A 4,365-nucleotide genomic window follows, 5' to 3' on the forward strand; every position below is an offset into this window, starting at 1 on the left:
GATCCGGCCCATCCGAGGCCCCAACATGGGCGCGATGTGACCCCGCGTTGCTGGTGGAGGGCGACGGCGGCGCGTCGCCTTCCCGGAACCCTCGCCTCAGCCCCGGCCCCTCGCCTCCGTCCCGGGGCCAGGCGCCTCCGTCCCGGGGCCAGGCGCCTCCGTCCCGGGGCCAGCGCCCATCCCGGGTTGGCGCGTCGATAGGGTCTTAGTGCCGTAGACCCGGATTCCGGCCAGGGCCAACACTGGAAGAGGCAGGTCGCTGCACGGAAGTGCGCGTGACGGATGCCTACGACGCACCGGCCCCGTTCCATGTTCCCCGTTCCCCGGGTGAAATTGCCGGTCCCGTCGGTGTCGCGGTGCGGTTGCCTGATTCGCCCTAGGAAGTACCCGACTAGGAGGCCGAACGTGGGCAAAAAGAAGAAAAACCAGAAGAGCGCCGATGAGGAGCTCGGGACAAAGATGCGCCGCAAGGAGTACGAGGCGGAAATGGCCAAGCTGCAGGGCGAGCTGGTTGCCCTGCAGGAGTGGGTAAAGTCCACCGGAGCCAAGATCTGCATCGTGTTCGAGGGCCGTGACACGGCCGGCAAGGGCGGCACAATCAAACGCATCGTCGAGCGGGTGAGCCCCCGCGTGTTCCGGGTGGTGGCACTGCCCACACCGACGGACCGGGAAAAATCCCAGATGTACCTGCAGCGTTATATGGCGCATTTCCCCGCGGCCGGCGAGGTGGTCATCTTCGACCGCAGCTGGTACAACCGGGCCGGCGTCGAGCCCGTCATGGGCTTCTGCACCCCGGAACAGACCGAGAAGTTCCTCAACATGACCCCGCTCGTGGAGAAGGCAATGGTCGACTCCGGAATCATCCTGCTCAAGTTCTGGCTCGAGGTCAGCGCCGACGAGCAGACCAAGCGGCTCAAGAGCCGCATGGACGATCCGCGCAAGACGTGGAAGCTGTCGCCGATGGATTTGAAGTCCTACAGCCGGTGGTACGACTACTCCCGGGCCAGGGACGCCATGTTCGAGGCAACGGACACGGCCTGGGCGCCCTGGTTCGTCGCAAACAACGACGTCAAGAAGCGCGGCCGTCTCAACATCATCAGCCACCTGCTGCGCCAGGTGCCCTACGAGCCGTACCCGGGGCTCGACGTCGAACTGCCGAAGCGGCAGAAGGCCGGCGACTACAGCGAGCCGACCCTGGCGCCGCGGCAAATTCCCACCCCGTTCTAAGCAGCGTCCGCGATGAGGAGTACGTCATGAACGACAAGTCCGGAACAGCAGCAGGGGTAGTCGCCACCGAGGCGGACACGAACTGGTACGCGCTCTCACCCGGAGAGATCGAAACCGAGCTGCGGGTGGACCCGGCCCGCGGCCTGAGCGCGGCCGAGGCGGAGCAACGGCTGCAGGAGTACGGCCCGAACGCCCTGGCCGCCGCGAAGCAGGAGCCGGTCTGGAAGCGGTTCTTCAAGCACTACGCGGATTACATGCAGATCGTGCTGGTGGTCGCCGCGCTGGTCAGCCTGTTGATCGGGGAGTACGGGACCGCCATTGGGCTTGCCGTCCTGACGCTGTTCAACGCGTGGCTGGGATACCACCAGGAAGGCAAGGCCGAAGAGGCTGCCGCCTCCCTGGGCAAGATGATGAAGGCGATGGCCAAGGTGCGCCGCGACGGCGTCATGGCGGAGGTCCCCGCCGAGCAAATTGTGCCCGGCGACATCGTGGTGGTCGACGCCGGTGACCGCGTCCCCGCCGACGGCCGGATCATCCTGGCGGCCACCTTGCAGATCGAGGAGGGCGCCCTGACCGGCGAGAGCGTCGCGGTCGAGAAGGATGCAGCGTCCATCAGCCGGCACGACGTCGGCATCGGAGACCGCTTGAACATGGCGTTCATGAACACCAACGTCACCCGCGGCCACGGCGAGATCCTCGTCACCACCACGGGCATGGGGTCGGAGGTGGGCCACATCGCCCACATGCTCTCCGGACAGAAAGTGGAGAAGACCCCGCTGACCAAGCAGGTGGACCGGCTCACCATCTTCATCATCATCGCGGCCCTCTTCGCTTTCCTCGCCATCGTCGCGATGGGCCTGGCCCAGGGCGAATCCTTCGCGGTGCTCTTCGGAATCGGGGTCGCGCTGGCGGTCGGCTCCATCCCGGACGCGCTGCCCGCCGTCGTCACCACGATTCTGTCCGTCGGCTCGGTCAACATGGCCAAGAAGAACGCCATCATGAAGGTCCTGCCCGCCGTCGAGACCCTGGGCTCCACTTCGGCCATCAACTCCGACAAGACCGGCACCCTGACCCTGAACCAGATGACGGTCCGGGAAATCGTGACAGTCCAGCACCACTACACCGTGAGCGGTGAGGGCTACAGCTTCGACGGCCAGGTCCAGCGGACCACCGGCGACGCCGAACGGGACCTGGACTACGTGATGTTCCCGTGCGCACTGTGCAACGACTCCGACATCCAGGACGGCGAGGTCATTGGCGACCCCACGGAGGCGGCGCTGTACGTGCTCGCGCAGAAGGGCGGCGTGGACGTCACGGAGTTCCGCAGGAACAACCCGCGGGTTGCATCGGTACCGTTCGACTCCGACTACAAGTTCATGGCCACCTTCCACCGGATGCCGGGCTCCGACGGCAGGCCGGTCATCCGGGCGTACGTGAAGGGGGCGCCCGACGTCGTGCTCGGCAGGTCCTCGTCCGGGCGGATGCCGGGCGGCCGCGCAGAGGCCCTCACCGAGGAATCGCGCGCGAAAGTGCTCGCCGCGAACGACCGCATCGCCAGCCAGGGCCGGCGTGTCCTGGCCCTGGCACAGCGCGAGTTCGACCCGGCGTCGTTCGATCCGTCGGGTGACCTCATGGCGCTCATGCAGGACCTGGAGATCAGCGCCCTGATCGGTGAAGTTGACCCGCCGCGCGCCGAAGCCGTGGCCGCCATCGCCACGGCGAAACACGCCGGCATCCGGGTCCGGATGATCACCGGCGACCACGCCGTGACTGCGGCGGCGATCGCCGAGGAACTGGGCATCAGGGGCCGTGCGGTCACCGGCGCCGAGTTCGCGGCGATGTCCGACGCGGAGGCCGACAGCCAGGTGGACGGCATCGGCGTGATCGCCCGCGTGGCGCCCGAACACAAAGTGCGGCTGGTCGAGGTCCTCAAGCGCAAAGGCCACGTCGTGGCCATGACCGGCGACGGCGTGAACGATGCGCCGGCAATCGCGGCGGCGGACATCGGGATCGCGATGGGCGTCACGGGCACCGACGTCGCCAAGGGCGCGGCCAAGATGATCCTCGCCGACGACAACTTCGCCACCATCGTGGCCGCCGTCGAAGAGGGCCGGCTGGTGTACGACAACCTGCAGAAGTTCATCCGCATCCAGGTCGCCAACCTGTTTATGTTCATTTTGGCGTTCATCGGATCGTCCGCCTTCGCGATTGCCGGGACGGCGCTGTTCAGCCCGGCCCAGGTGCTGTGGATCCACATGGCGATTGTCGCGCCCATCGGCGCGGTGATGGGCCTGGACCTCGCGACGCCGGGCATCATGGACCGCAAGCCGCGGCCCTTCAACCAGCCGATCATCGTCCGGTCGATGATGGTGCGGCTGCTCGCCGTCGGACTGTTCCTGGCGGCCGCGACCCTGGTCCTCGTGCAACTCGGCAAGACCTCCTACGGTTCACTCGAGGTCGGCCAGAGCATGGGAATTGTGGGCCTGGGGCTGATGAACATCGCCGTCGCCCTCAACCTGCGCTACCCCACGGAGAGCGCCTTCGGGCCCTCCACCCTGTCCAACCCGAAGCTGCTGTGGGCGTTCGCGTGGGCCTTCGTCGGTTCAATGCTGATCACCCAGATGCGGGCGCTGCAGGACCTGTTCGGCACCGTCCCGCTCACCGGCCAACAGGGGCTTGCCTGCCTGGTTCCGGCCGGGCTGCTGCTGGTCCTCGGCGAACTCTTCAAGATCCTCCTCCGGGCCCGGCACGCCCACTGACCCTGTTTCACCCCACCGACCAGAGCAACGCGGGGTCACATCGCGCCCATCCCGGGCACCAACATGGGCGCGATGTGACCCCGCGTTGCTGGGTTGGAGGGCTGCAACCCATCCGGATTCCACGCAGGTCCGAATGGTTCTGTGACACCTTTTGGTGAGTGGAAACTGTACGGCTACCTAACTGGAGATAAACGTGACTAAGACCCTCAAGACCGCTACCCGGATCGCTGCAGGATCAGCACTGGCATTGTGCGCCTTCGCTGCCACTTCAATGCCGGCCCAGGCCGCCGCCCCGGATACCACCACCGTCAGCAGCGACCCGGCGTCCAACAACCAGGTCACCTTTGGCCCGCTGATCGAGGGCGGGCTTATCAACGGC

General features: G+C 66.6%; 3 protein-coding genes. All 3 read left to right on the forward strand.

The window, feature by feature from the left end:
- Positions 1-405 precede the first annotated feature (405 nt).
- On the forward strand, positions 406-1,227 hold the full coding sequence (ppk2, locus tag BJQ90_RS05160; RefSeq protein ID WP_226759237.1) for a polyphosphate kinase 2: 822 nt from the start codon (positions 406-408) through the stop codon (positions 1,225-1,227).
- Between the two features lie 26 nt (positions 1,228-1,253).
- Positions 1,254-3,986 carry a cation-translocating P-type ATPase gene (locus BJQ90_RS05165; protein ID WP_226759238.1) on the forward strand — a complete coding sequence of 911 codons (2,733 nt, stop codon included), beginning with the start codon at positions 1,254-1,256 and terminating at the stop codon, positions 3,984-3,986.
- Positions 3,987-4,179: 193 nt separating this feature from the next.
- Positions 4,180-4,365 (forward strand): hypothetical protein (locus tag BJQ90_RS05170; RefSeq protein WP_226759239.1); only part of this gene is annotated, 186 nt, incomplete at its 3' end.

It is taken from the genome of Arthrobacter sp. SO3, assembly GCF_020532825.1.
Lineage (GTDB): Bacteria > Actinomycetota > Actinomycetes > Actinomycetales > Micrococcaceae > Arthrobacter.

Bases quoted from the DNA above. Each gene is read 5' to 3' on its own strand.
- BJQ90_RS05165 (WP_226759238.1), top strand. From the start codon at position 1,254: ATGAACGACAAGTCCGGAACAGCAGCAGGGGTAGTCGCCACCGAGGCG.